The sequence below is a fragment of the Ligilactobacillus acidipiscis genome (genome assembly GCF_900116935.1).
Lineage (GTDB): Bacteria > Bacillota > Bacilli > Lactobacillales > Lactobacillaceae > Ligilactobacillus > Ligilactobacillus acidipiscis.
This window is the reverse complement of record NZ_LT630287.1, coordinates 84,067-110,506: the sequence shown is the minus strand read 5'-3', so window position 1 is coordinate 110,506 and position 26,440 is coordinate 84,067. Positions and strand designations below refer to the sequence as shown.

Sequence of the window (26,440 nt, the reverse complement as noted above, 5' to 3'; positions counted from 1 at the left end):
ATACGGTTCCGTACGTACGGTGGTGTGGGAGGTCGATAGTGTGAACTATCTCCTACCCGATTGTGACTATGAAAATTCAAACTGACATAACTATTCTTTAATTCGATGAGAAGACGTAAACGGAAGTTTTCAAAGTTCCGGAAACCGTAAGCAGTCTTTTTAATGGCTTTGATCTTGTTGTTTGTTCCTTCCACGGGTCCATTAGAAAAGGTCGTCTGAAAGCTGTTCTTGATTTCTTGTAGATGTTTACGCAAGGTACGATTAGTTTTTTTGATGGGCTCAGGCATGCCTGCAGCTGAACGTGTTAGACTTTCTAAGAGCCTTGGATCTCGCTGATGGACAGCTTGTAAAAGTGTTTGATAATAAACGTAAGCTTGTCGCAAAGCGGAGGACATGTTTAATAAACGCTCCACAATATCCTGTTCACATAACTGCATATTACGAAAGTTTCTGCTTTTACGATAGGTTTTAAAATCAAGTTTGGTCGAGTCTTTAGTTAACGATTTCCAATAATGTTTCAAAGCACGTGCGTTGTGCGAACCCTGTCCCGCCTGTTTCATGGTTTGTGTCCGAACTAAGTTTAAGGCCCGATAAGCTTGGGTTACGACATGGAAGCGGTCGGCAATGATCAGCGCTTGCGGAAAGATCTCATGGATCAAGGATCGATAAGGCGAGTACAGATCAACTGTGACCGTTTGGACTGCCCAGCGAGCTTGACGGTCATATTGTAAAAAGTAACTCCGTAAGTATGTATTATGCCGAGAACGCACGATATCTAACGTGCGGCGTGTCGCAATGTCCATGACAATGATACTCATGCCGCTACTAGAAAAGTTGCCCGCTTTAAAGTCGTCAAAAGCGATATTTTGCGGTAAGAAATGATGATTGGGCCTTAAGTAAGTTGAGAGCTCTTGCGCAAAGCGCATCACTGTCATTCCAGAGATCCCAAAATCAGCGGCAATATCTTTTTGTGAGATATTCTGGTCTAATTTAGAAATAGCCTGATATTTAACGGCTTGTGAGATTTGGTCGTTAGCCTTGACGTCCTTGATCTCCGCAAGTTTTGTAATAGTTTTAGGGCAGGCAGCTGAAGCCGGGCAGAGATATTTTTGTTTGCGGATCGAAAAAACATTTGTGATCCCACCCGAAGGCAAACCGAGCATCTCAACGGTTTTAAAACCGTTGTAGCGCATTTTTTGACCACAAACTGGGCAAGCACAAGGATAAGATTGCCGCAAATGGATCTTGCGGACTTTTTTATGTTGGTAAAATCCTGCAGCTATCACTTTATTCTTATATTTTGGATCAAATTCCAGGTGTGAGTCTTTAATTCCCAATAGATCCAGTGTACAATTCTTCATGTAGGACATTCCTTTCAGTGTAGGGATTGTTTCTTTGAGATGAAGTGTGTCTTCATCTCTATTTTTTATCATAAAACAAAATTGGTACTGAGAGAAGATTTTTCTATCAGTACCAAATATTATAGAACCAAAATTTTCAGATCCTTTTTGTCTGGAGATTATTCTAATTAACATGTTTTTTTATGCTTATTGAATTTAAACAAACGCGCCTTTACCCACAATTTCACGACCAACGATCAAGGCATTAACTTCATGAGTCCCTTCGTAAGTGTAAATTGCTTCTGCATCAGCAAAGAAACGGCCGATATCGGTATCCAAAGTAATACCATTACCACCAACAATGCCGCGCCCTAAAGCAACTGTATCTCTCATTACCATAGCATTATTCATTTTAGCTAAAGCTGAATTGACCATTTTATATTGACCTTCATCCATCAATTCTGAGATACGTACTGAAAATGAAAGTGCTGAAGTAACATTAGCTAGCATCCGTGCCAATTTTTCTTGTGTAATTTGAAAATATCCAAGTTTCTTACTAAATTGCTCTCTTTTTTTAGCAACTTTCACAGTAGCTGTATAGGCTCCACCTGTCATACCTGTTGCAATGTGAGCAACATCAGCACGGGTATGGATCAGAATGTTTGCGACATCTCTAAACCCATTAATTTTTTGTAATCGATCCTCTTCAGGAACTACAACATCTTCAAGTGTAATATGCGCATTTTGTACTGCACGCAGTGATATCTTACGCGGAACGGGAACAGCATTATATCCCTTAGCTCCCTTACGAACGATAAAACATTTGATTTTGTGGTCTTCAACGTCACGTGCAAAGACAGGGATAATGTCGGCCGTGTCTGCTCCGCCAATCCAACGTTTTTCACCATTCAAAACCCAATTATCACCTTCACGTTTAGCAGTTGTAGCTAATCCACCAGCAATATCTGAACCATGATCTGGCTCAGTCAGTGCAAAACATGTTTGCCATTCAAAATTAGCAACTTTGGGTGTAAATTCCTTGACTTGGCGTTCATTCCCACCCAAAAGAAGTGTGTTATACCCAAGGCCACCATGAACAGTATAAAACGTAGCAATAGAAGCATCAAAGCGCGCTAATTCGTAATAGAGGAATGCATTGTAAATCTCTCTTGGTTTTTGTGCACTTTCTCTGCCCTCAAATAACTTAGGGTTATTCATAATACCTGCATCAGCTAATTTGTAAAATTGTTCGAAAGGGAACTCTGCTTTCTCCCAATAATCATTGATCACTGGGCGTAATTCTTTTTCAATAATTTGACGCGTTTGTTGTAAAACTTCAGCTTCACCTAAAGTCAACTTGCTTGCGTATGAGTAAACATCTTCAGGATACAATTCTTTTAAAATTTCTTGCTTTTTATCAGCCATCTGTACTGCCTCCAGTATTTTTATTTGAACGGATGCTTGTGTTAGCGCTTCCAACACTTTAAAGTTTATTCTGGTATTATCTTTTGCACAACTTAACCAAGGTTAATAATGGTATAAGTAAAAGTTATATCATTTAAAAAGGGCCACCATATTAGGCATTAAACAGCTTTAAAAGCAAAAAAAAAGACCTGATAAAAAAGCATTAGCGAACTAATAGTAAGTGGCTAGTGCTTCTTTTCTCAGTAAAAATGTAATTCATGCTTTTTTTCTTTCTATCTAAAAACGGGAGCTTTCGACGCAGATAAGGATTTAACCAGTAATCAAAACCAATCTTAAAGCGATTGCTACCAGCAAACAAAATAATGATCTCTAACAGTAACAAAAGTGGATTAGTTGAAATCGAACCAGCTAATAAGTAAGTTAAATTAAGCATCATCCCAAAAAAGTTGGCCACAGTAGTTAACGTCCCCACAAGCAAGCCCAGCCCGATCAACAATTCCCCGTACTGAACCAAAAAATCAAATAATTCTATTTGCGGTCTGACAATTGTTTTCAAAAAGGAAGTAAACCAAGGATAAGCTTCTCTGCCAAAATCATTTTCAACTGGATGCGTAATTGCATGTTGTACAAAAGACTTTGCCGTAAACCCTCCTGAAAATTTGCTTAAACCTGCTATCAGCCATTCAATTCCTGCAAAAATACGGATCAGAGTTACTACTACTAGGCCACTCTTTGATTTTCTTAACCAATTTCCCATAGATGTCCCTCCTAAAACGCAGAGTGTAGCGAAACGACAAGAGTCGACATAGCCAGGCTTGGACAACATAGCACGTTTTTCAGCGATGGAGCTGTCTAAGTTGGTTAGACGGAATCTCTTGTTACACAAAAATCAACTACTAATAAACCAAGTTCATTTTAATGTTCTTTAAAGTACGCCATTTGCCCTTTTAATTAACCGTGGATTAATTAATAATTCTGCTAGCACAACACAGCCAATATTAGCTAAAGCAAATGCTAAAAATACTCCGGCCGTTCCCAAAACATCCAATAGAATTGGAAATATTAAACTAATCAAAAAATTAGTGATCCATATTGTTGCCGTACCTACGGAGTTCATAGTTGCCTTAACATGCTGTGGGAAAAGTTCTGATAGTAATAACCACGTCACCGGACTTACTATCCCTTGTTGTATCGCTAGAAAAATCGCTAAAATTAGTAGAACCAGAATATTATTCACGGTTTGGGAGAACAGATCTGCCCGCATGACCCAATTTAAAATGAATAGTGTCACACCATTTGAGATCAAACCTGCTAACAATAAATGCTGATGATGAGCTTTTCCCAGTAACCTACTTCCAGCTAAAATAGCTAGTGAAGAAACGGCACCGATCAAAATATTGCCGTATAATGAAGCCCCAGATCCCAAGCCGACTTTTTCTAAGATCACAGTTCCATAGTACATAACGGTGTTGATCCCAGATGCTTGCTGGATAAAACCGACAGTGACCCCTGCAACCAACAAATACATCATATACTTATTCGTAAAAAATTCCTTCCAGTTAAAAGAATCTTCATTTTTAATTTCTTCTTTAGCTTCCGTGATTGCCTCACGTATATCTAATTTAGGAAAATGCAACTGTCTAAATGTTTCAACGGCTCTGTCTCGTCCTTCACTAACGATCTGCCAGAAGGGACTCTTTGGCAATTCAAAGGACAAGACCCATAATAAAATTGCTGGTAAAGCAGCGACTGCCATCATTACTCGCCAAATTGAATGCCAGCTTCCCCAAATCGAGCCTAGAATAGCATTTACAGTAAAGGCCATCAACTGTCCCAAAACAATTGCAATCGCATTTTTATTAACATTTTTTGCTTTTAATTTGTCTGGTGAAATTTCATTCAAATATAATGGCGATAAACTAGAGGCAACTCCGACTGATAAGCCCAAAATAAAACGCGCTCCAATCAACATCCAGGAATTCATTGATAGCGAGCATGCCAATGTAGCAAAAGTAAAAATCACTGCGACCCACTGCAGTAATTTCTTACGACCAACGTGATTTGCTAAATAACTATTCGACATCGCACCGAAAGTACAACCTAATACCAGTGAACTGGAGACTAGACCTTGAACTGATGAAGATAAGTTTAATTGATCCGGCCTGCTCAAAAATGACAGAGCACCATTGATCACGCCTGTATCATATCCAAATAAGAAACCGCCTAAAGCAATAATATAAGATGTATACCTTAAAAATGAACTACCCGTACGCAAAGATCCATCATTATCTTTCAATTCTTTCTCTCCTTTTCTACAATTTTATAAAAAAGAAACCCCTGTTCACTTGAGTAAGTGATTAAAAAGGATCCTAATTTTCCGTTTATTGAATATTTAAATAAAAGCCTGATTTACAATCCAAGTGCAACACAAGTCAAAATTAAACAAAAAAGCCATAAAGGCCTAAACTATAAGTGTCTAAACTAAATAGAAAGGCGGACCTTTATGACTCGAATATATTCTAACACGCCAAAGCACTATCAACAATTATCTGCAGCTGAAAGAGGACAGATCGAAGCCTCTTTAAAAGACGGTCTGAGTGTCATGCAGATCGCACAACGTTTAGGTCGGGCACGAAGTACTATTTATCGTGAGATCGCCCGTGGGACGACCTTGCAGCGTAACTCTGATTATTTATTTTACCGCCAATATTTCGCAGAGACCGGCCAGATAAATTATCGGAAAAATCGTAGTCAGTGTCATTCAAAACCGCTGACACGTAATTGTTGGTTATATTTTGCAATGTTAGCAAAAGAGTTGAAGCGACCTTTTCGTTCCCAAAGTGTGGCCAGTTTTACGGCCTATTTCAAACGGATCCATCCTGACAAGCCGACACCGTCGGTAACCACAGTTTACCGTTATATAGATCAAGGGTTATTGCAGCTCAGGAATATTGATTTGCCACAAAAACTCCGGCGGAGAATAAAAACGACAAAACATACCCATGTCAGGCAGAATCAGAAAAACTTGGGCCTCTCGATCGAAAAAAGGCCGGCAGACGTCAAGCAACGCTTGACATTTGGTAATTGGGAAGCTGATTTAGTTAAAGGGGTTAGAAAAGCTAGTGAGCCGGCACTTTTGACTTTAACTGAGCGGAAAACCCGGTATGAAATCGTGCTTAAGGTCCCTAATTATCACGCACAAACTTGCTTAGCAGCTGTGCAAAAGGTTATTAAACAAGCCCCCACACTTTTTAAGACACTCACTTTTGATAATGGAGCAGAGTTTTCGGAGCAAAGTCGTTTAAAAAGAACTACAAGTTACTTTGCGCATCCTTCTTCGCCCTGGGAACGGGGTAGCAATGAGCGTGCGAATGGGCTTTTACGTGAATTTTTCCCTAAAGGACACTCACTGAGGCAAGTCACACCAGAGGAAATACAGCGGGCGCAAAATGCTTTAAATGGCAAATATCGCCGGATCTTAGGTTATCACTCCGCCCAAGAAGCATTAGAAAATGAATTAGCCCAGCCAAATAAGTAGTGGCTAAAGTTCGACAGTGTTCGACAGTGTTCGACAGTGGGAGGCCGGCCTCCCACTGAACTAACATCTATCTTCACTTATAGTTTAAGCTTTACACTTGTCGCACTTGATTTGACAATTGGGGTATTTAAATAAAAAAATTCGCTACAACTTAAAAATAATTTTTTTAGCAATAAGTGTCAAGTAAAAACCATTTATAGTTGACCGCCATATTTTTCTAAAAAGTCTCTGAAATCCGTAGCATGTGGTATTATCATTACTAGAAACAATTTTTGCAATCAAATAAAGGAGTCCAATAATTATGCTAATTAAAAATGTGCATATCAATAATCGATCACAAACACAGGATGTTCGAATAACCGCTGGAAAGTTTTCCCAGATCGCAACAGAAATCAAGCCCAATGCTGAAGAAAGGGTGCTTGATGGTCAAGAAAAAGTCTTATTGCCGCCGTTTGTCGATTCACATATTCACTTGGACACAACTTTAACTGCTGGAGAACCGGAGTGGAATGAAAGCGGAACTTTATTTGACGGGATCCGGATCTGGTCAGAACGCAAAAAATCATTGACTGCTAAAGACGTTAAAGAACGTGCCAAGAAAACGATCTTAAAACAAATCAAAAATGGAGTACAGCATGTCCGCAGTCATGTTGACACTACGGACCCGCATTTGATTCCACTCCAAGCCTTACTGGAATTAAAGGAAGAGCTCAAAGATATCGTTGATCTCCAACTGGTAGCTTTTCCCCAGGAAGGGATCCTATCTTATCCAAATGCCAAAGGATTGCTAGAACAAGCTGTCAAAGAAGGTGCTGATGCTGTCGGAGGTGTCCCTCACTATGAGTTCAATCAGCAATATGGCGCCGATTCTGTCAAATATTTAGTAGCACTAGCCGAAAAATACGATAAGTTAGTTGATGTTCATTGTGACGAGATCGATGACCCGAATTCTCGTAACTTAGAGATCCTTGCAACTCAAGCCTATGAAACCGGCTTGCTGGATCGTGTGACCGCTAGCCATACGACAGCGATGGGGTCATATAACGATGCTTACACTTACAAATTATTCCGTTTATTAGGCATGGCTCAGCTGAACTTTGTTTCCAATCCACTCGTTAACATGCATTTGGGCGGTAGATTCGATACTTATCCCAAACGCCGTGGCTTGACCCGGATCAAAGAATTAAATGAAGCTGGGATCAATGTTTCATTTGGCGAAGATGACGTTGCCGATCCATGGAACCCACTTGGCTGTGGAAATATGCTCGATCCTTTAAGCATGGGGGTCTATGCTGGTCAACTGATGGGCTATCAACAGCTGCAAAACTCATTTAACTTTACCACTTATAACGGCGCAAAAACCCTGCATATTTCTGCTGATTATGGGATCGAAGTAGGTAAGTCAGCAAATTGTATCCTCTTAGATGGGACTAATTTTTATGATGTTTTAAATGAACATCGCAGCGTTTTATTCAACATCCGTCACGGTAAAGTTTTGGTGGAAACCAAGCCTGCAGAGACAAAACTCAACTTTTAATAAAAAATAGCAGCACACTCAGCCCGTCCTTGCAGGCAAACATTGCAGGGATACTGAGGTGTTGCTATTTTTATTATTCTAATTCAAAAAATTCATTGACTTTACTCCTGGTTAACAGTTTCTCGGGTTTTCCGACCATTAAACCAGTCGAGTCTAAGAGCCAGACAACGTCGGCAAATGACCGTGCAATAATAGGATCATGAATACTGAGCAAAAAAGTCTTTCCAAACTCCTCTTTTAACTTAACCAACAAGTTAAGCAATCGTTGTTGGTATTTTAGATCCAGAAAAGCCAATGGCTCATCTAAAAGCGCAATGTCTTTATCTTGTAAAAGTGTGTACGCCAGCCAGACTCGTTGTTGCTGTCCACTTGAAAGACTTAAAACTTCTCTATTTAACAAGTCATTCAAGTCTAAATCCGTGTTGATCAAGGAGATATCAGTACTATACTTACTGCTTTTCTTACCCATTGCCAGGAGATCTTCGACCTTTAAATAGTCAAAGATCTCATTTTTTTGTGGCAAATAAATCATACTTTCAGCTCTGTCAAACTCACCCTGCGCTTTTTTTAACCCACTCAAAACTTCCATTAGCGTAGATTTGCCTGCACCATTTTGTCCTAACAACATTGTGATTTGCTGAGGCTCAATTCTGCCCGATAAACCACACAAAACAATTTTTCCATGGTAGTCAGCTTGGATATTTTTAAACTTCACGTGACCACCTCATTATCAAAAATAAGATCAGCGGAGCAGTCAAAAGCATCAACAGCGCATTTGTCGGTAATTCCTGGGACGGTATCAAATAATGAGCTAAGTCATCAGCACAGACTAAAACACATCCGCCCGTTAATATTGTTAAAAATATTCGCTGTCCTGCAACAACTTTAGTGCTCAACTTGACTACTTGAACCAACACTATGCCTACGAAAAAAACTGTCCCTAAAACTGCACTTACCGCTCCCAACCACATTCCAGCTACTAGCTGAAAGACCAACGAACTTTTTTGCTCGTTAAATCCCAGCTGTTGAGCCTGCAAGCTAGGCAGGACAAAGCCCTTGAACTGTTCCCACTGCCACAGCAGCAAAAGTAGACCGCTAAGTAAAATGATCACTAAAAACCAGAGATCTGTCCAAGTAGTATTGGATAAACTTTTACCCTGAAACCCACTGCCTGTAGTGATCAGCTGTGTTGCAGCCACAAATAAAAGTGCAAGACTCAATCCACCAAGGATTAAGAAAAATGAACTGCGTTTAACTTTAAAAAGAGTGGTTCGTAAAATGACTAATAGCAAGCCGCCAGTCAATGCTCCTATTAAAACACGGTAAGAAAGAAGCTGAGAAAACAAAAGATTAACTAATGCAATGACAAGCTCCGCCCCACTGGCAAGTCCCAGCATAGAGCCATCAATATAATCAGAACGTAAAGTTGTTTGAAATAATAAAGCACTAACTGTTAACATTGAGCCGCCAAACAGTGCAAAGATCACGCGCGGCAAACGTAACTGAATAATAGTTTGCTTTCCCGCTGTCTGCCCATGAATAAATAGCCCGAGCCCTACTAAAAGCAAAGCAGCGATACTAAGTATTATTTCAAGCTGTTTAATTTTCTTGGCTGTCATCTAACCACTCTTTTACTTCTTGATAAGCTTCTTTCACGTGCAAATTTGCTGTTGGTGAAAATTTAGGTGCCTGAACATCGTGAACCTGTTTTTCCCTGACAGCAGTCAAATTAGGATACGGCATGCTTTTAAAACTTTCGTTAAAGGATTTTTGGACCTGTTGCGGCATCGCATGAGCCAGCCTAATGATCACATCTGGATCTGCTTGGGCGATCTTTTCATTATCAACTGGAGTCATCATTGATTTCTGGTCTGCAGCAACAATCTGGCCGCCAGCACGTGTGACCAGATCTCCAAGATAGGTGTCCTTATTCATAACTAAAAAACTGCCACCGGGCATCCCCATTAAAAGTAAGACCTTAGGCTTCTTTTTTCGCTGAACATTTTTGATCTTCAACTGTTGATTTAAGTTTTTCGCTTGTTTTTGGCGACTATACTTGTTGCCGATCTCGGTGATAGTCTTTCTCATTGCGGGATAATCACTAAAATTTAAGGAAGACATCTTGATGCCTTGTTCTTTTAATTTGCCCGCATAATCTTCAGTTAATTCAGAGTCAACATAAACCCTATCAGGTTTTAACGAAATTATTTTTTCCATCTCAACGGAGACATGGTTGCCAACATGAGGCAGGTTCTGTTTTTTTGCCGGTAACTTTTCGTTTGTTGTAGGCACTCCAACTAATGGGATATCAAGTTTAGCAAAGATCTGTGTCATCGGGACGGTCGTTGTTACGATCCGCTCATTGATCATTTTTTCCTTGCTTTCTTTTTCCGTCTGCTGGTTCCAAAAAAACCAACCACCAATTATTACTAATAAAAGGAGCACTGCTACCAGCGCAATGCTCACATTTTTTTTATTTTTTATACTCATTTTTAACGAAGTACACGACCCCTCCAATGACTATAACTACGACCACACCGCCGATCCACCAAGCAGTAGATGAACTAGCATGGCTCTCTTGCTTAGCTTTAGGCTGATCGTCTTTCTTAGATTCTTTTTTTGAACTTTCTTGTTTCTTGCTTACCTTTTTACTTGAGCTTGTCTCTTTCTTCTCACCGCTTGATGAAGAAGACGAGGAACCGCTGTTAGAAACTGCAGAAGAAGCACTTGAGCTTTTTGAAGGCGCTGAACTTGAACTAGACGAATTTGCTGTTGCAGTCGTGTTTTTAGTCGTTTGACCTGAAGCATCTTTTTGAGAAGCTTGTTGTGGCTGCGTTTGTTGACTATTCAAGGCAGGCACATTTCCTGCGTCCATTCTCAAATTAAAACCATAAACATGGTGGTAATTGATATTATTGATATCAACCTTCATATTACCACTCATTACTTGTTTGACACTCTTAGTGTTAAACGTAAAAACGTAGTTATCTCTGTTACCAGAAGTTGATTTGCTGATCTGTGGTGCCTGACCATTAACATTCAGAATTTGAACCGGAAAAGATCCTAGTGAATGATCAGTTGAAACGGTAATAGAAACATTATATGAATCACCATTCACACTAACAGAAGCTGGTTTAGAAAAATAAGCGTCTGCATAAGAAGTTTGACCCGTACCAGCCTTTAAGATCGTATAATTAGTCTGATAATTATCTGCATGGACTAATTGTCCGTGGCTCAAGCCAACTAATGCAAAAAATAGGACGCTCAGAAAAGTTAAAATTGCTCTCTTCTTACGCATTTTGTTTCCTCCGATAGATATCAAAACCTGTAATACCGCTGATCAATACGACAAACATAACAACACCAACAGTCAATGCATTGTTATCCTGATGTTCTTTTTCACCAGTTTGCGGTAATAAAGCTGGATCAGCAGAAACAGGCATACCATCAACAGGAACGCCATTTTGTCCTTGGTCATAGTCATACCCTACTGGAGTACTGGAAACTTGACCTGATTCACCGTTATTAGCTGCAGGATCTGAAGCAGGTGTTCCTTTAGAATCTCCAGTTGTAATGGAATTGATCACAACCAAGGCAGTAACATCATGAGAAAACAATCCTGGGACTGTATATTTCATAGAAACCAAAATCTTGTTACCAACCTTCAAATCTTTCGCCTTAGCAGCGGGCAGAGTGGCTGTCCAATAACCACTGTCATTGCCTTGCTTGTGTTCTTGCATCGCAATCCCATCAAAGGAAAGGGAGCTCATATAACTCAACATTTTCGGTTGTTGAATAGTAACGGTAACCGTTCCATCATTATTTTTAACAAATTTGATATTTCTACTCCATAAATTATCACTTTGAATCATGGATGGTTGGCCTGTATCAGAGTTATTTGCACCTGTCTTATTGTAAGAAACTTGAGCAGTGTAGTTGCCAACATCAGTCAATGAATTAACAGAATGAGAAGCTGACGAATTATTCTTTGACTGCTTATCATTTTCATTTTGAGTACCTGGCTGGTTATCTTTAGGTTTAGGTGCTGGCTTAAATGGCGTACCAAAACCATCCGGACTAATCGACTTAATATTAGCTATAGCATCATGAGTTGAAACACTACTACCTAAATTATAACTCACACCGATCTTGATCTGTTTGCCAGCAACAAGATCTGCGGCCTTACCTCGGTAGTTCAGTGTCCATTCATTGGCTCCCTTAGTCATTTTTTGCCCATTGAATGTCACTGAGTTCATCATGTCCATTAACTTGCTTTGTGGAATTTTAACAGTTACATTGCCCTTTGTATCTTTAACGTAAGTAATTTTATTGCCAAAAAAACTATTTAAAACTGAGTCATCGTTTGTACCTGGCTTAGTATAATTCACTGTTGCAGTATATGTCTGACTTTTTGGAGCAGGTTGACCTGAATTTGTCGCTGATGAGCTTTGTTGATTTTTTTGTAAATCAGTAACAGCATTCTGTAAATCTATGACTTGTTGTTTTAATTTATTAACTTCTGACTGCAACTTTTTATTTTGAGTGTTAGCATTCTGTAAGCTATTAGCAAGAGTTACATTTTGTGCTGACAAAGCAGTAACATCTTCTTGTAATTTACTAAGTTGCGAGTTATTTTTGATTTGCTCTTGCAAAGTGTTGAGTTGCTTTTGTAACTGCTGATTTTGTTGCTGCAACTTCTGATTTTGCTCATAAGCTACACGATCAGGTTCATCGATTGAATCGATCTGCATCAATACATCGACATTATGCGTAAATAAACCTGGAACAGTGTACTGCATACTAATCGTAATATCGGCACCCGTCTTTAATTCTGTCGCCTGATTCCTAGTAAGACGCGCTTTCCATGAACCAGTATCGTCACCATTATCAACTTTTTGTGTATCTACAGGTTGAGCTTTAAGATTTTGACCCACATACTTGACATAAGCCATATAGTTCATCATTTTGTCTTGTTTAATCGTTAAATCTGCTGAACCATTAGCTGCCACCGTATATTTAACGTTTTTATCCCATAAACCTCCCGTTTCAATCATCGAATCTTCAGTGGGCTTATCGGCATTTTTGTATGTAACATGTGCTGTATACTGACCAGGTATCTGATCATTTGTTGTGTCTGCCTTCACAGATTGAACGTTGAACCCAACGATCAATGAAAACAAAAACGTGACAACTAATAAAAGCTTCTTACTAAAATTAATTTGATTCAATTTATCTTCCTCCTGCCTCATAAATTATATTGCTCACAACAAATATTAACCGTTTACCTTTAATAAATCAAATTAAACTTAACATATTTTTACAATTTAATTTAGTAAAGGGTTCTATAACCTTCTTATGTGTTGAACTACCAGCATTTGTAGAAGAAAATAAATTTTACAACATATATTATTGCAATTATGCTTCTATTGGTTTTATTTACATACAAAGTACATAATGCAGATTTATTATATTTAAATCTAAAATAAGCCATTCACTAGCGACTCTTTAACAAGTGCTAGCGAATGGCTTATTAGCTGATTCAATTACTTATCCTTTTCAGTAATATCTTTACCGAAATACTTCACAGACAGTTTCTTCAAAGTCCCATCTTTTCTAAGTTCCTGGATGGCCTTGTTAAATTGCTTTCTCGTCTGCGGGCTCTTCTTATTAAACATGGCTTTGATCTCGACTGGCTTTTCTTCATTTGAAACATCTTTAAACTTCAAACCCTTGGTCGAGTTGTTCTTCTGGTATGAATACCAAGCTTCTGCGGAGTTGAGCGTTCCATCGACCCGACCATTTCTGATCAAAGAAAGCGTTGCAGAAAAATCTCCCGAATCAACGGTATCTGCTTTATACTTCTTCGCTACACGTTCGTTATTGGTTCCAGTCCCTTCAGCGAACTTCTTGCCAGAAATATCTTTTAGACTTGAAATTGAACTCTTATCAGGTGTAATCAAAGCAAAACGCGAATAAATATATGGTGCAGAAAAGTCATAGGCTTTTTTACGTTCTGGAGTTTCCGAGATATTGTTGATCACAACGTCATATTTTTGTGAACCAAGTCCGGCAATCAGTGAGTCCCATTTACCAGGCACAAATTTTGCTTTAAGGCCCATTTTCTTAGCGAGTGTTCGACCCATTTCTACTTCAAAACCTGTTAATTTACCGTCCTTACGATAAGAATACGGCGCATAGGTTCCTTCTAATCCGATAGTCAGCTCACCCTTATTTTTAAGCTCAGACTTAAATGAACTTTCACTGTTTGATGAACCTCCTTTACTGCCGCATGCAGCTAAAGTAAACGTCAAGGCAATAATTGCCAGCGAAAATAATACTCCTCGCAACTTCTTCATTTAAATACTTCTTCCTTCCTATATAATTAATAGTTAATTATTTACAGTATCCTCGTCAATATCCATAAAAGTCATGGACGAAATAAAATCATGGATCCTAGTATTTTTTTGCTGCTCGTTGAAAAACTCTTTTGTCAGACCATCAAAAATAATCCGTCCATCTTCCACAAACACGATTTTTGTCGCAATTTGCCGAGCAAAAAACAAATTATGTGTGACTATGATCAATGATTGTTTTTCATTTGCCAAACCTGCCAAAACTTTCAAAACCTCGCCTTCAAGCTCTGGATCTAATGCCGATGTTGGCTCATCCAATAAAATATATTCAGGGTGCATCGCTAAAGAACGTGCAATTGCAACCCGCTGCGCCTGTCCACCAGACAATTGATCCGGGTAAAAATCAGCTTTTTCTTTCAAACCAACCTTAGCTAATAATTCATAAGCTTCTTTTGTCGCTTCATTTTTATCTCGTTTTAAGACCTGAACTGGTCCTTCGATCACATTTTGCAAGACAGATTTATGCGGAAACAAGTTATAGTCTTGAAAAACCATGCCTGTTTTTTTGCGCACATCTAAAACTTCCTTGGCAGGGATCTTTTTTGAAAAATCGATCTGCAGATCAGCTAGTTGATAAAGGCCTCTTTCAGGCCGCTCTAATAAATTAAGTGACCGTAATAAAGTTGATTTTCCTGAGCCAGAAGGACCAACAATGACTGTCGTTGCCCTTTCAGGAAGTTCCAAGTTGATATCTTGTAAAACATGGTTTGCTCCAAATGATTTATTAAGCCCTTGTAATTTCATTTGCTCACTCCCCTTCCGTTTGATCTAAATGCTTATTGGTTTTCTTTTCAAGATAATCTTGTCCAAACGTCAAGATCGAACAAAAGACTGCATACACTACAGCAACCAACGTATACATGATCAACGGCTGATAATTTTGCGCAGCGATTTGTTGACTGACTTCAAACATTTCAACGATCGTGATCGACGCTGCTAGGGAAGTATCTTTGACCAAACTGATAAAACTATTTGCCAACGGCGGCACCGAGATCCGGAAAGCTTGCGGCAAAACAATTCTCCGTAATGTCTGTCCTCGAGTCATCCCGATCGACGAAGCTGCTTCCCACTGTCCATTCGGGACCGAAGAGATCGAGGCACGAATAGTCTCTGAAGCATACGCCCCAGTATTCAACGAAAAGGTAATGATACCCGCGATAAATGGACTAAATTTGATCCCATTTTCAAGTACTCCGGGAATCCTTAAGTATGGCAATCCAAAATACACGATAAATAATTGCACTAATAGCGGTGTTGATCGAAACAGCCAAACATAAAAACGAAAGATCCCCTTAATAATCGAAAATGCACCAACACGATGCGAAATCCTGACTAAGGCAGTTACCAATGCAAGAGCCAGACCGATCGCAAATGAGATCAACGCCAACGGAATCGTAAATTTGATCCCTGCTGCCAGTATCTGGGGAAGTGAACTCGTGATAATATCCCACATATCTAATTTCTCCTAACGTCTACAAATTTTATGGTAATTTCATAAATAATCAGTCATCACTACTTCTGACCTTTCAAGTATCAAGTCATTAGCACCGGCTGCTAATTAAACAAATTCGGAGTTGTCAATTCTTATGGCTCCATAACCAAAATAAACACTTACCATTTAATAGTATATCATTTAAACCAATTTGAACGAAATATCTGCTACTTAAATTAAAAAAGCACTGACAAATACCATCAGCACTTTTAGTTTAAAAATTTTTCTCCGATAAAACAACCTATTTAACTCTTGAATTTACACTTTAAGTGCAACACCACTTAAATAAAGAATGGTTCATAGCCGAAAACCATTCGACATATCAGGAAATTTTGTAAAACACACGAGCTTTAAGATTTGAGGAACATGATCCGACAAATGAAGTTAGTGGCAAGGACTCAGCTTACAAAATTGCTATTTTAGCTGAATTCGCTTTTGGCACCACAGTACCTTTAGAAAAAATCGTAATCTCTGAAATCGAGCAGGTAACTAAAAACGATATTTTGCAAGCCCAAAGTATGACTATGCCGTTAAACTGGTCGGGCAAACAAAAATACTAGAAGATAGCCTATCCGTATCCGTACAACCAATGTTTGTCAAAAAAGGCCATCCCTTAGCCAACATCAAAAACGAAAATAACGCTGTCCTAGTCACGGGTTCAGCTGTGGGTGAAATACTATTTTACGGTGCTGGAGCTGGTAAATTACCTACTGCTAACAGTATTTTAAATGACGTGATCACCACTATCAAAGACATTCAACTAAACATTACCGGCAGCAAGTTTAATAATTTCAGCCGTACCACAAACATCATCGATGCAAGTAAAGAGGACCACAAGTATTTTCTATCTTTCAACTCTGATGGAAACATTTTGCCCTCCACTAAAATTAGGCAAAATTTGCGTAAAAGCGGTATTAACTTAGCTGGTGCAGTAGCCGTTGACAACTCAGCAGCCGGAGCAAACTATCAAACTCAACTGCTTTCAAAAAGTCAATTTAATTTTCTGAAGCAAAAAGGCCGGCATTCTGACAAACTCCACCTAGATTTAATTTACCCAATACTTGACTGATAAACATTATGATCGTCCCAGCAATCATTCCCTAAAAAGTTTCATTAAAATTATTCCTTGCTATGGAACGCGTTCCACAATATAAAATAAAACAAGATTCAATAATAACGACAAAGGAAGTAACAACAATGATCAAACACATATTTTTAGACATGGATGGGACTTTATTAAATAGTCAAGGAACAGTCAGTACCAAAAACATTACAGTTATTCAAAAAAGCGGATTACCTACGACCTTAGTCTCAGCACGCGCACCGATCGAAATGGAACCGGCGATCAAGCAGCTTAGCTTAACGGCCCCACAAATAGCCTTTAACGGCGGAATGATCTTCCAGCCCCAGAGCAACGGATCTATCAGGGCTTTAGAGACCCACGCCTTAGATAGTCAAGTTAGTTTTCAATTGATCTCATGGTTAAGCGAACACTACCCAGATGTTTGTCTAAGTTACTATACCAAGGACAGCTGGCTTACCACCAAAATCGATACCGGAATCAAAATAGAAATGAAACTCACTGGCTTAAAGCCAAGTTTAACAAGTAAAAGTGCTCTTCAACATCACGCACAAGCAGGGATCTTTAAGGTCATGCTGATCGTGTTAGATAAAAATATCTTGTTGAAGATCCAAGCAGAGTTAACAAATCTAGGTCTAACAGGAATCGTAGTCCAACAATCCGGCTCAATGTACCTGGAGATCACCAGCCAAGAGGCCACCAAATCTCGCGGCCTTTCTTATATAGTAAATTCAGAAAACTTATTAAGGGAAGAAACAGCTGCTTTTGGTGACGGTCATAACGATCTGCCAATGCTAACGTCGGTCGGAACACCGATCGTAATGGGCAATGCATTAGACGTTATAAAAACCGCCGGTAAATTTGTGACAAAAACTAATGATGAAGACGGTGTGGCGTACGGTATCGAAACTTATATCAAACAAACACCAGTCAAATTAGACAATATCGAAGAACAAGCTGATAGCTTACAATAAAATATATGTTGTAACAAATATCATTAAGCTTGTCTCCTAAACGCCTAGATAACATACTCACGAGTATATTAAGCAAAGTTTCAATATTAAAAGCAGGATCTTTCTAATATGTGTTAAAATAGTTAGTGAAACCGTTAACATTTTTTAGTTGTGTACACACATTAAAGGAGGACCTAAAATGAGGCCTAAAAAAACTGATATTGTCATCGTTGGTGCTGGAGGAGCAGGTATTTCCGCTGCTTTATCTGCTGCAGAAAGTGGTTTACAAATTTTAGTACTTGAGAAAACAGAATGGCCAGGTGGATCAACTCGCATGTCTGGCGGCGGGATCGCCGCAGCTGGGACTAGCTTTCAAAAAGAAGCCGGTATTACGGATAATAAAGACTCTTGGCTAGAACTGTAGAAAAAAAGGCAGGCAACGTCTAACCCTGATGGCCTCTACCCAGACTATGCATTTGTTGATCAATTTATGGATCAAGCAGTTACAACAACGGAATGGCTAGCTAAAAAACAAGGACATTCTTATGAAAAGCCAGCTGGATTTGGTCAAGATCCGGAGCAGCGGATCCACTTTCCGAAAGGAACTCCTGGCGGAATGGGCGGAGGCAAGCAACTGATCGCCAATTTATCGGCAACTTTAGAAAAAAAGACCCAATATCACTTTACTAACTAATACTAAAGTAACTGAACTGTTGCTGGACAACGGTCAAGTTAAAGGTGTCAAAATCGTTGATAAAGATGGCAAAGGCAAAATTCACGCAAGCAATGTCATTATTTCTGCGGGTGGTTTTGTTCATAATACAGAAATGATTGCTCAATATATTCCGGCAGCCAAAACCGCTAGTCAGTTCGCGGTCGGTGGTGCCGGAGATGAAGGAGACGGGATCTTAATGGCACAAAAGGCAGGTGCTGTCTTATATGAAGATCCATTGGTGATCGGTATGTGGATCACAGCAGCTCTGCCAGAGACCGGTTCGTTATTAATGGATTGGTATAAATTGTATGTCGATGGATATGGAAAACGTTTCTTGAATGAGGCCAGTCCCTACGCAGTGGTGGCTAACGCCGTATTATCTGCATATGAACCATGGATCATCATCGATTCCTCGAAGTCAAACGAAACATTACTCAAACCTCTCACTGACGCAGCTGCGGCTGGTCGTGTTGTAAAAGCGGATAGTATTGCAAAACTAGGGCAACAATGGGACTCTCAGATAGTTCATTGACCGAAACTGTTACCGAATATAACGATGGTGCTAAAAGCGGGCACGACAGCATGGGTAAAGATGTTAAACATGTAATACCATTAACAACTGCCCCGTATTACGCTGCCCATATCTATCCAGTTATTATGGGGACCTTTGGCGGGGTTAAAACTAATGAAAAATATGAAGTCTTAGATAAAGATGGGAAAGTTATCCCAAATCTTTTTTCAACCGGTGAATCAGCTAACAAACGTTTATATAATCACGTATACATGTCTGGTAGTTCCGTACAATTTGCCTTGACTAGCGGTCGGGTAGCGGGCAAAGCAGCTGCAACACAGCTCGAGTAAAAATAAAAAATCCAAATACAATGAGCACCATTTGCCGGCGAGTTTAAGCACCAGGTAAATGATGCTCTTTTATCTGTAATATGTATTAAAGCCGGCAAAAGCTTTCACTATTACTATTACTAACACTAAACACAAAACACTAATAATAACCAAAAATAAGCTATGATAAATCTTCTCACAGATTCATGGTATAGTGGAGGATAACAAGTATATGAGAGGAGTCCTAAATTAAGATGACAAATATTAGGGATATCGCCAAAAAAGCTGGTTATTCAGTTGCAACCGTCTCACGCTATCTTAATCGTAACGGCTATGTCTCTCACGTTGCTGGCGCGAAAATCAAAAAGGTGATCACCGAATTAGATTATGTCCCTAATTCAATTGCGCGGGATCTGAGTACTGGGCAAACATCAACGATCGGCGTAGTGGTACCGCATATGCGTCATCCTTATTTTACCCAGATCGTTACGGGGATCATGGAAGCCGCTTTTGCCGAGCAATTTAACATCACTATTTTACAATCTAATTATGACGCACAGCTAGAGGTCAAATATCTGGAACAACTGCACCAAAAGACATATGATGGACTAATTTTTACATCACATGGGATCACTTTGGAGCAGATGGCAAAATATCAAAAATATGGTCCAATAGTTTGTTGCGAGGACCCAGGCCCAGTTGAGCTTCCCGCAGCTTATACGACCCGCGAAGCAACTTACTTGCAAGCGTTTGAGCTGATCAAGCAAAAAAATTTTAAGCGGCTTGGTTTTATGTTAAGTCGCCCGTACTCGCTAAGTGCCACCAGCAAACTAACATTAAATTGTTATCAGCAAGTCTATGGAAAATTTCCTGACAAAAGCTTAGTGATCACGGGTATTACAACCTATCAAGACGCGTATCAAGGCACATTGAAATATTTAGGACTCACGACACCACCAGACTTTATTTTTGCAAATGGCGATGACATTGCTGCGGGAGTCCGTCAATGCTATCTTGACCACAAGCAAGAACCGCCTCCATTAATGGGACAGGAAAATCAGCTAGCTAGTCAGTTAATGAATATTTCAACGATCGACCATCACTTTAAACAAGTCGGCAAGCTGGCTTTTAAGCTGTTCCAAAATCAAGAAATCAAAAAAATTCCTGTTTCCTCTGAGTTAATTATTAGATAAAAACACTGCACCAGGTAGAGATACAAAATATATCCCTACTGCGCAGTGTTTTTTTGCTTAGGTTAATAACTGTTACAGCGCACTTTCTTGGTCATTAGCTTTGCTTTATTTAATTTTTGACAACTTCATTTTCCTGCTTAGAAACATGGAGCGGGAAAATCTTGTCAGGATTTAAAATCAAATTTGGATCGAAGGCGAGCTTGATCCGACTCATCAATTCTACATAATCGCTTCCATAAAAATCTTCGAAATAGTCTTTACGGGCAAAACCGATCCCATGTTCACCAGACATTTCGCCGTCAGAATCTTTTGCGACCTGATATAACGCCTTGAAAACATGATCTTTCTTTACTGCAAATTCATCATCAGAGTAATCATCACAGCAAATGTAGATATGCAAATTACCATCGCCGGCATGGCCAAAGTTAGGTAATCTGACGTTCTCTTTTTCAGAAACTTTTCTCACTTCTTTTAAGACCAGTGGGATTTTATTGATCGGCACCACAATATCTGCTTCATCCATCTTAGTCGTTGTTTGCTGGATAGCTGTTTCGAATTCTGAACGTGCATCCCAGACAGCTTGAGAATTTGGATCATTCGCTGTCAAGACTAATGTATTGCTGACGTCGTTTTCATTAGCGACATTGACCACTTCTGCCAGTTCACCGTCCACTAACTTATCGTCATTGCCGTCAAAACCGATCATTAAATAGCCGCTGCCGTCTTTGACAGGGAATTTTTTGACGGAATATTCTTCCCATTTATCCACGTCTTCTTCACTAAAGTATTCAACACTAGTCGGTGTGAGCCCTGCAGCAAATATTTTAGGAACACAACTGATAGCCCGCTCAATATCAGGAAATGACAATAGCATTGTCTTTTCCACCCGTGGACGCGGGATCAAGCGTAAGACGACCTCAGTCACGACTGCTAGAGTCCCTTCACTACCAATGATAAGATCTTTGATGTCGTAACCTGAACTATTTTTTACTGTCTTATGGCTGCAGTGGATCTGCGTTCCATCGGCTAGAATTGCCGTTAAGCCCCGCACATGTTCACGTGTCGTACCATACTTAACAGCTTTCATACCACCAGCATTAGTATTGAGATTACCGCCGATCGCAGCCCATTTCATAGCTGGAAAAGGTACATAAATAAAGGGCTGGTCAGCCAAATATTCGTCGATATCACGGATCCTGACCCCTGCTTGTACTGTCATAGTTAAGCTGTCCGGATCATACTCCAAAACCTTGTTCATTTTGATCATATCGATCGCGATCCCATGATCAACAGAAATATTTGCTCCCATTAAACCAGTGGCATTTCCTCGAACCGTGACCGGTATTTGGTGCTCATTAGCGTACTTCATCACAGCAGAAACTTCACCATTACTGACTGGTTGAACCGCTACATCAGGTGCTGATTTCTTGTAGTTAAACTGGTCGTGATCATAATGTTTTGTTGTGGGATAAAAGAAACGCTCAGCCGGAATAAATTTCCTCAATGTCTCAATGTCTGTCTCCGAAACTCTAGAGTAGTGCATAACCCAATCCTTCCTTCCCTGTAATTAAAACTATTCAAAACTAACATCTGTTTTGCAACGTTTTTCAAACGTTTGTCCTCTTATTTTTGGCTATTAAAATTTAAGGTCACTGGAGATCTGGATCTTTTTAACGTCCTCGATCGTCCGACTACCTGTCAGCTGCATAGCAATGTTGATCTCCATCTTCAAATGCTCAGCCACAGCTTGAACACCTTTCCAACCGCCGAGTGCTAGTCCATAACTAAATGGACGGCCAACACCAATTAAATCAGCTCCTAAAGCCAAGGCTTTCAAAACGTGCGTCCCACGACGAACACCACTATCAAAAATAATTGGAACACGATGATCGACCGTTCGTGCAATCGCAGGCAAGACTTCGATCGATGCTGGCGCACCATCTAACTGGCGGCCACCATGATTTGAAACATAAACCGCAGCAGCCCCGGCTTTGATCGCGTTATCAGCATCAAGTGGATGCTGGATTCCTTTAACAATGATCGGCAGTCCTGAATATGAACCCAATTTTTCGATCAGATCTAAATTCAAGCTCTGCATTGACTCAGCAAACAAACTACCTGCACCAACGCCTTTTTTGCCTGTATTGTAACCATCTAAATTAGCAATCTTGCCTTTCAAATGATAGTTATTGATAATGTCCGCTTCACGGTATCCACCAAGTGTGGAATCGGCCGTTAGGATAATTGCACTTGCTTGCGCATTCCTGGCTTCATCTAACAGATATTTGCAATATCCCCAATCTTTTGGCATGTAAAGTTGGAACATATATGGAGCTCCGTCACTAATGGCTGCTGTTTCAGCAATTGTTTTAGAAGCAAAAGTACTTTGAGCCATCATGATCCCTGCTTCTTTAGTCCCCTTAGCTAAACCAATCTCTCCACTTTCATGTGCCAAAGTATTACCTGCAATAGGTGCTGCTAATAAAGGTGAAGCTAATTCGTTTCCTAAAAACTCTGTTGATTGATCTGGTTCTTCAACATTTTGCAAGACCCGCGGAAGTAGATGAACCTCGTTAAAAGCAGCAGTATTATGCTTTTTAGTATATTCGTCATCTGACCCCTCCTCGATATAACCAAATTCTCCTTTACCAATCACTTTAGCAGCTCTTTTTTCTAAACTACTTAAGTTCAAAACATCAATATCCTGTACTTTGCCAAAATCAACTGTCTTTTCCAATGCCATAAATAACACTCCCTCGGATTATTAAAAATAATAAATAACTTGCTATTAAGTATTCGTAACCAAAAATTTATCTTCTTTAAATCGTTGTACTCGAACGATTTTTTATATCATTCATAGTTCATCGAGCCTTCTTTACTAGTAAATTTTTAGCGTAAAATTGCACAAACTTTAAAAACCAAGCATTTTATATATACTATTTACTTATAAAAGCATAAACTATTGTGGTATATATAGGATCATTTTAAAAATTTACTCATAAAGGTAAGCGCATTCATATGTTAATATGATTTATTTTAACAAAAATGTTACTTATTTCATAGAAGAAATTCAATTACTGTCGGAAAAAGCCTTGCTTGTAACAACCACGCACAAATGTTTATTTTTTTATATTTTTATAGTTTTATATTTAGAAACAAGTTTGTGATAAATTTTGTTAATTTATTACTACTACCATTTCATTCATATTTAAACCTAACAAAAAAGCCTTTAATACTGACTACTGTCACCATTAAAGGCACTCGGAAACTATTATTCTTTGATTTGACCGACAGCTTCTGCCAGCATCTTAACTTGCAAGAGTGTTTCTTTATCTTTGACCGTTTTTTCTTTGTGGTGCACTAAAGTTTCATAAATGTCTTGATATACTCGACTATAATCACCGACTTCAGAAACAACTTTTTCTTCGTGGTATTTACCTTGGTCATCAATATAAGTCAATGTGCCATACTGTTCAGGCTGATCAATACCAAAGTCAGCATGGTCAGGCATATAGAACATTTTTAGATGTTCTTCTTGGCGATCTTTTGTTTCTTTGACAAACATCCCATTTTGCCCATAAACCACAAAACTCGGCCGGGGTTTGATCCGGAAATAGCTTGATTTAACTGAGACTTTAAGATTGCCATAATAAAGATCGATATCAAAATAATCATTCATCCGCCCCGTTCCCAATAATTGGCGCACATCATAATGAACATCATCCGGCTTACCGAATAAAGAAATAACTTGGTCCAGCGTATGGCAAGCATGGCTATACACAAAACTATCAGCCCGAGAAAATTCATGTACAGATTGAGGTACTTCCGGGCGGAAATAATCAAAGTGCATTTCAAGTTCAGTCAAATCACCTAATACCCCACTGTTGAGCACTTTTTGCACAGTGAGAAAGTCCGAATCATATCTTCTGTTTTGATAACCTTGAATAAATAAACCCCTTTGTTTAGCTAATGAAAATAGTTCTTCAGCTTCTTTTGGTGTCTGCGTAAAGGGTTTTTCTACCAAAACATTTTTCCCATGTTCTAAAACTTCTTTGGCATACTGATAATGAAACTGTGGCGGGGTCGAAACAACGACAAGATCGATCTGCGGATCATCATATATCTCGTTGATATCTGTTGTATAATGGACACCTTCGATCCGTTTCCAATCATCTTTCATATGACGTGAAAACATTGTTTTAACGTGGAATTTATCTGGTAACTTTAGAACAAACGGTAAATGATAACGATTTGCGCTCTTTCCGTTACCAATAAAAGCTAAATTTAGCATTACTTGGACCTCCATTTATTTTTAACAGATTAGCATTGACTTCTCTTACATATTTTACCAAAAGAATGTACACAAACACTAATTAACGGCCAAAAGATTCCAATGAAATACTAACGCATGAAACAGAAAGTGAGACAGACTTTAACACATGGCCAATTTTACGCTGAGCAAACATTTCTTTTGACCAGCACCAGTCACTAAACATGACAAATGATCTTCCACGCAAAAAGGCACTGAAACAGACTTTTCATTTACCAAAAACATTTGTTTCAGCACCTTCATGTTTGTATATTAATTGATAGCCAGTGGGACTTTGTGATCTGGTTGAGGATACTCTTTGTCCAAACGCCGCAATTCATCTTCAGATAATTCAATATCAGCGGCCTTAACATTATTTGTAACATGTTGTGCCTTGCTGCTTTGTGGGATTGCGATCGTTTTGCCGTCACGGATCACCCATGCCAATAAAAGTGCATGAGCACTAACGCCATGAGCGGTCGCGATTTCTTGAACCACCTTGTTTTCCAACATGGTCGTTTTCAGTTCGTTGTGCAAACCGCCGACTGGACTGTAAGCGATCAAAGGAAGGTCATGTTTAGCTTGCCAAGCGGTTAAATCATATTCGATCCCACGAGTTTCAATGTTATATAGATCTTCATTAGCGGCTGCATTTTTCCCTACCGGCAGATCCCACAACTCCTCTAAATCAGCAACATCAAAATTTGAAACACCCCAGGCACGGATCTTGCCAGTTTGTTTTAAACGTTCTAATTCATTGATCGTTTCAGATAATGGGGTACCGCCCCGCCAATGATACAAGTAAAGATCTAAATAGTCAGTGTTCAATCTTTCCAAGCTAGCATCCAGATATTGCTCCATCTTTGCTTTAGATGCATTTGAAGGTAAAACTTTTGAAATCAAGAAAATATCGTCACGTTCATACGGTGCTAAAGCTTTACCTACGAGAATTTCAGAATTCCCTGAACCATACATTTCTGCGGTATCGACTACCTTGGCACCTGCATCGATCCCAGCACGGATCGCCTCAATTTCCTGCGTTTCTTTTGCCGGATCATCACCCATATGCCAAGTTCCGATCCCAATTGCTGGCACATTTTTGCCAGAGATAGTTACTGTTTTCATATTCGTCCTCCTATCTAAAACAGAGCGGACACACGTAAAGAAATAAGCACTATCAGTACTTTACAGAGTCTGATAGACGGAACTTCTTCACAGCTAAATAACATTGCCCATCTTTTCAAAAACAATTACAACAATAGTCTAAACCTATAATGCTGTTTATATCAATCAATTGATTTCACGATGAATTTAACTACAATGATCTATCTCCGGAAAACTCGGTTTTATCAATGTAAATATTGTTTAGCCATGAATCTATTTCAAAAGCAGATTATTATTGGACAGCCAAAACCCACTCGACAATTTCCAATCAAACTTGACTAACTCAGCACCACTTCCAACCTGTAGTTTATTTGGAATAATATATTCGATCTCACCACTAGTAAGTTTGACTTTGAATCTAGCAGTTGAAAAGAACGTATTGACATCATCCATTGATTCAATTTTTCACGTTTTTCGCGCAAAATCACCAACTCACAGAA

24 protein-coding genes and 2 pseudogenes are annotated in these 26,440 nt (G+C 39.3%); 9 read left to right on the top strand and 17 right to left on the bottom strand.

Features of this window, described 5'->3' with window-relative positions:
* Positions 1–62 precede the first annotated feature (62 nt).
* From BQ5903_RS00500 to BQ5903_RS00485, 4 genes and pseudogenes are all read right to left on the bottom strand, one after another.
* Positions 63–1,361, bottom strand: a pseudogene (locus BQ5903_RS00500) (ISL3 family transposase); the annotation flags it as partial.
* A 195-nt stretch (positions 1,362–1,556) separates the two neighbouring features.
* Complete coding sequence (gene fadE / locus BQ5903_RS00495; RefSeq protein ID WP_079578360.1) at positions 1,557–2,765, bottom strand: acyl-CoA dehydrogenase FadE; 1,209 nt, start codon at positions 2,763–2,765, stop codon at positions 1,557–1,559.
* A gap of 202 nt (positions 2,766–2,967) precedes the next feature.
* The gene (locus BQ5903_RS00490) at positions 2,968–3,522 is read right to left on the bottom strand and encodes a DoxX family membrane protein (RefSeq protein WP_079578358.1); all 555 of its coding nucleotides are present in this window, start codon (positions 3,520–3,522) and stop codon (positions 2,968–2,970) included.
* A gap of 168 nt (positions 3,523–3,690) precedes the next feature.
* Complete coding sequence (locus tag BQ5903_RS00485) at positions 3,691–5,061, bottom strand: sugar porter family MFS transporter (RefSeq protein ID WP_231920879.1); 1,371 nt, start codon at positions 5,059–5,061, stop codon at positions 3,691–3,693.
* A 207-nt stretch (positions 5,062–5,268) separates the two neighbouring features.
* Between BQ5903_RS00485 and BQ5903_RS00480 the strand changes: the two genes are divergently transcribed.
* Both BQ5903_RS00480 and codA read left to right on the top strand, forming a co-directional pair.
* Positions 5,269–6,303 (top strand): IS30 family transposase, encoded by a 1,035-nt coding sequence (locus tag BQ5903_RS00480; RefSeq protein WP_079578356.1) that lies wholly within the window; start codon positions 5,269–5,271, stop codon positions 6,301–6,303.
* Positions 6,304–6,604: 301 nt separating this feature from the next.
* Positions 6,605–7,840, top strand: a complete 1,236-nt coding sequence (gene codA, locus BQ5903_RS00475; protein ID WP_079578354.1) for a cytosine deaminase — start codon at positions 6,605–6,607, stop codon at positions 7,838–7,840.
* 73 nt (positions 7,841–7,913) lie between these two features.
* On the opposite strand, the gene BQ5903_RS00470 is transcribed toward codA, so the two are convergent.
* From BQ5903_RS00470 to BQ5903_RS00435, 8 genes are all read right to left on the bottom strand, one after another.
* Positions 7,914–8,555 (bottom strand): ABC transporter ATP-binding protein, encoded by a 642-nt coding sequence (locus BQ5903_RS00470; protein ID WP_010495484.1) that lies wholly within the window; start codon positions 8,553–8,555, stop codon positions 7,914–7,916.
* Positions 8,545–9,459, bottom strand: a complete 915-nt coding sequence (locus BQ5903_RS00465; RefSeq protein ID WP_010495486.1) for an iron chelate uptake ABC transporter family permease subunit — start codon at positions 9,457–9,459, stop codon at positions 8,545–8,547. The genes BQ5903_RS00470 and BQ5903_RS00465 overlap by 11 nt, the downstream gene beginning before the upstream one ends.
* The gene (locus BQ5903_RS00460) at positions 9,440–10,330 is read right to left on the bottom strand and encodes an ABC transporter substrate-binding protein (RefSeq protein WP_010495488.1); all 891 of its coding nucleotides are present in this window, start codon (positions 10,328–10,330) and stop codon (positions 9,440–9,442) included. Before BQ5903_RS00460 ends, BQ5903_RS00465 begins: the two co-directional genes overlap by 20 nt.
* A complete protein-coding gene (locus tag BQ5903_RS00455; protein WP_010495489.1) occupies positions 10,314–11,138 on the bottom strand; it encodes an NEAT domain-containing protein in 825 nt (274 codons plus the stop codon). Before BQ5903_RS00455 ends, BQ5903_RS00460 begins: the two co-directional genes overlap by 17 nt.
* A complete protein-coding gene (locus tag BQ5903_RS00450) occupies positions 11,131–13,068 on the bottom strand; it encodes a hypothetical protein (protein WP_079578352.1) in 1,938 nt (645 codons plus the stop codon). Before BQ5903_RS00450 ends, BQ5903_RS00455 begins: the two co-directional genes overlap by 8 nt.
* A gap of 315 nt (positions 13,069–13,383) precedes the next feature.
* Positions 13,384–14,196, bottom strand: a complete 813-nt coding sequence (locus BQ5903_RS00445) for a transporter substrate-binding domain-containing protein (RefSeq protein ID WP_010495491.1) — start codon at positions 14,194–14,196, stop codon at positions 13,384–13,386.
* Positions 14,197–14,229: 33 nt separating this feature from the next.
* The gene (locus BQ5903_RS00440; RefSeq protein ID WP_079578350.1) at positions 14,230–14,997 is read right to left on the bottom strand and encodes an amino acid ABC transporter ATP-binding protein; all 768 of its coding nucleotides are present in this window, start codon (positions 14,995–14,997) and stop codon (positions 14,230–14,232) included.
* Positions 14,998–15,001: 4 nt separating this feature from the next.
* The gene (locus tag BQ5903_RS00435; protein ID WP_010495493.1) at positions 15,002–15,706 is read right to left on the bottom strand and encodes an amino acid ABC transporter permease; all 705 of its coding nucleotides are present in this window, start codon (positions 15,704–15,706) and stop codon (positions 15,002–15,004) included.
* Between the two features lie 443 nt (positions 15,707–16,149).
* Between BQ5903_RS00435 and BQ5903_RS00425 the strand changes: the two are divergent.
* From BQ5903_RS00425 to BQ5903_RS00395, 7 genes and pseudogenes are all read left to right on the top strand, one after another.
* Positions 16,150–16,814 (top strand): annotated as a pseudogene (locus tag BQ5903_RS00425) (homoserine dehydrogenase); the annotation flags it as partial.
* A gap of 128 nt (positions 16,815–16,942) precedes the next feature.
* On the top strand, positions 16,943–17,800 hold the full coding sequence (locus BQ5903_RS00420; RefSeq protein WP_010495495.1) for a Cof-type HAD-IIB family hydrolase: 858 nt from the start codon (positions 16,943–16,945) through the stop codon (positions 17,798–17,800).
* A gap of 178 nt (positions 17,801–17,978) precedes the next feature.
* A complete protein-coding gene (locus BQ5903_RS00415; RefSeq protein WP_010495497.1) occupies positions 17,979–18,203 on the top strand; it encodes an FAD-dependent oxidoreductase in 225 nt (74 codons plus the stop codon).
* 66 nt (positions 18,204–18,269) lie between these two features.
* A complete protein-coding gene (locus BQ5903_RS00410) occupies positions 18,270–18,473 on the top strand; it encodes a hypothetical protein (protein ID WP_010495498.1) in 204 nt (67 codons plus the stop codon).
* A gap of 19 nt (positions 18,474–18,492) precedes the next feature.
* Positions 18,493–19,026 (top strand): FAD-binding protein, encoded by a 534-nt coding sequence (locus BQ5903_RS12380; protein ID WP_172823812.1) that lies wholly within the window; start codon positions 18,493–18,495, stop codon positions 19,024–19,026.
* A complete protein-coding gene (locus BQ5903_RS12375) occupies positions 19,023–19,355 on the top strand; it encodes an FAD-binding protein (protein ID WP_010495500.1) in 333 nt (110 codons plus the stop codon). Before BQ5903_RS12380 ends, BQ5903_RS12375 begins: the two co-directional genes overlap by 4 nt.
* Positions 19,356–19,588: 233 nt before the next feature.
* Complete coding sequence (locus tag BQ5903_RS00395; RefSeq protein ID WP_010495501.1) at positions 19,589–20,527, top strand: LacI family DNA-binding transcriptional regulator; 939 nt, start codon at positions 19,589–19,591, stop codon at positions 20,525–20,527.
* 109 nt (positions 20,528–20,636) lie between these two features.
* Here the strand turns inward: BQ5903_RS00395 and BQ5903_RS00390 are convergent, their stop codons facing one another.
* The 5 genes from BQ5903_RS00390 to BQ5903_RS12085 form a co-directional block, all read right to left on the bottom strand.
* On the bottom strand, positions 20,637–22,070 hold the full coding sequence (locus tag BQ5903_RS00390) for an FAD-binding oxidoreductase (protein WP_010495502.1): 1,434 nt from the start codon (positions 22,068–22,070) through the stop codon (positions 20,637–20,639).
* Positions 22,071–22,163: 93 nt separating this feature from the next.
* On the bottom strand, positions 22,164–23,270 hold the full coding sequence (locus tag BQ5903_RS00385; RefSeq protein ID WP_010495505.1) for an alpha-hydroxy-acid oxidizing protein: 1,107 nt from the start codon (positions 23,268–23,270) through the stop codon (positions 22,164–22,166).
* 528 nt (positions 23,271–23,798) lie between these two features.
* Positions 23,799–24,818, bottom strand: a complete 1,020-nt coding sequence (locus BQ5903_RS00380) for a Gfo/Idh/MocA family oxidoreductase (RefSeq protein ID WP_079578345.1) — start codon at positions 24,816–24,818, stop codon at positions 23,799–23,801.
* Between the two features lie 291 nt (positions 24,819–25,109).
* Positions 25,110–25,961 carry an aldo/keto reductase gene (locus BQ5903_RS00375; RefSeq protein WP_010495509.1) on the bottom strand — a complete coding sequence of 284 codons (852 nt, stop codon included), beginning with the start codon at positions 25,959–25,961 and terminating at the stop codon, positions 25,110–25,112.
* Between the two features lie 252 nt (positions 25,962–26,213).
* Positions 26,214–26,393, bottom strand: coding sequence for a hypothetical protein (locus tag BQ5903_RS12085; RefSeq protein ID WP_029605055.1), 180 nt, complete (start codon positions 26,391–26,393; stop codon positions 26,214–26,216).
* Between the last annotated feature and the right edge of the window lie 47 nt (positions 26,394–26,440).